Origin of the sequence: Burkholderia sp. BCC1996 (assembly GCF_905339955.1) — a bacterium.
GTDB lineage: Bacteria > Pseudomonadota > Gammaproteobacteria > Burkholderiales > Burkholderiaceae > Burkholderia.
Map to the genome: position 1 here is coordinate 1 of NZ_CAJPHM010000113.1, position 330 is coordinate 330.

Annotated in this window: 1 protein-coding gene; it reads right to left on the reverse strand. The window is 62.7% G+C overall.

Going from position 1 to position 330, the window contains the following annotated elements:
* Positions 1-330, reverse strand: a 330-nt coding sequence (locus U4Z64_RS37460; RefSeq protein ID WP_321822702.1) for an Ig-like domain-containing protein, incomplete at both ends; no start/stop codon positions are given.

The window sequence follows — 330 nt, forward strand, 5'->3', positions numbered from 1 at the left end:
ATCAGGTTCAACGTGCCGACATTGGTGACGTGATCGGACGCACTGCTGCCGGAATCGGTGGCGAGCGCAACACCGGGCGCAGCCGCCGACGTGTCGAGCGTGAAGCTGAACGACGTTGCCGACGACGTGTTGCCGGCGATATCGGTCTGCCGGACCTGTACGTCGTTCAGGCCTTCGGTCGCGCTGAAGCTGGTGTTCCAGGTATGGCCGCCGTCGATCGAATATTCGACGGTGGCACCGGTTTCGATGCCGGTCAGGTTCAACGTGCCGACATTGGTGATGTGATCGGACGCACTGCTGCCGGAATCGGTGGTGAGGGCAACGCCCGGT